A 1,166-nucleotide genomic window follows, 5' to 3' on the forward strand; every position below is an offset into this window, starting at 1 on the left:
GGCTCTTCTGGTTTCTGTGTGGAGGGAAGAAGAATAGGGATAATTTTATAGAAATATAGTCTTCAAAGCCTTGCCTAGCAAGACTCCTACGAATGATAATCAGTGCTTATCACACAAAGTAGAGAAGAGCCCGATGATTAACTTCTGCTTACTAAATATTTACAAAAATCTGGGTAGACAGAGCCTACCCGATCATAACTATTTACTGGGAGGGTTGGAAGCGGAAGGACTGCGATCGATCACCTGATCGATTAAACCATAGTCTAGAGCCTCTTCGGCGGACATAAAGAAATCCCTTTCCGTATCCTCGGCGATGAGGTCGAGAGGTTTACCGGTATGACTAGCTAGGTGTTGATTGAGTAATTGTTTGAGATAGAGAATTTCTTTGGCCTGAATTTCGATATCGGTGGCCTGACCTTGGGCGCCGCCGAGGGGTTGGTGAATCATGATCCGGGAGTTGGGTAGGCTCATTCTTTTGCCCGGTTTGCCGGCACTGAGGAGAAAAGCCCCCATACTGGCGGCTAAACCAATACAAATGGTGCTGACATCGGGACGGATTTGATTCATGGTGTCAAAAATCCCTAATCCGGCCGAAACGGAACCCCCAGGGGAGTTGATATACAAGTAAATATCTTTTTCGGGGTCTTCTGCTTCTAGAAAGAGTAATTGGGCGACAATTAGGTTAGCTAGGTCGCTGGTTACTTCTTGTCCCAAAAAGACGATTCTTTCCCGGAGTAGTCGGGAGTAGATATCGAAGGCGCGTTCGCCCCGGCCTGTGGTTTCAATAACGGTAGGAATCATTGCGCTTTCTTGTCTTGCTGCTGCGGTTGGTTTTTTGATTGTAACTTAGGGAATGGGGGATAGGGATTAGGGGAATTGGGAAATATTTTCAGTGAACAGTGAACAGTGGTCAGTAATCAGTCAACTGAAAACTCACATCTGATAACTCTCCAGAAACTTAACTCAGGCTGAGGAAGCCTCAACCAGTTGAAAGCCAAGGGATTGCGCCTTTTTCGAGAGATTGTTGTTGACATCCTCGCCGCCGTAAAACGGACGGCGATTCCCAAACCTCACGATTTAGGTTTCTGCTTCTTTCCCTTGCGGGGTTCCGCACCTGCCTTAACAGATTTACTCTGTTCTGGTCTTATGGTCGCTCTACAGACTGA

The 1,166-nt window shown here is 46.7% G+C and carries 1 protein-coding gene; it reads right to left on the minus strand.

The genetic code is table 11. The annotated features are described in order from the left end of the window. Positions 1–198 precede the first annotated feature (198 nt). Positions 199–840, minus strand: a complete 642-nt coding sequence (clpP, locus tag PX481_RS19775) for an ATP-dependent Clp endopeptidase proteolytic subunit ClpP (protein WP_223212985.1) — start codon at positions 838–840, stop codon at positions 199–201. Positions 841–1,166: the final 326 nt, after the last annotated feature.

Source organism: Microcystis sp. M53603_WE2 (assembly GCF_030065435.1).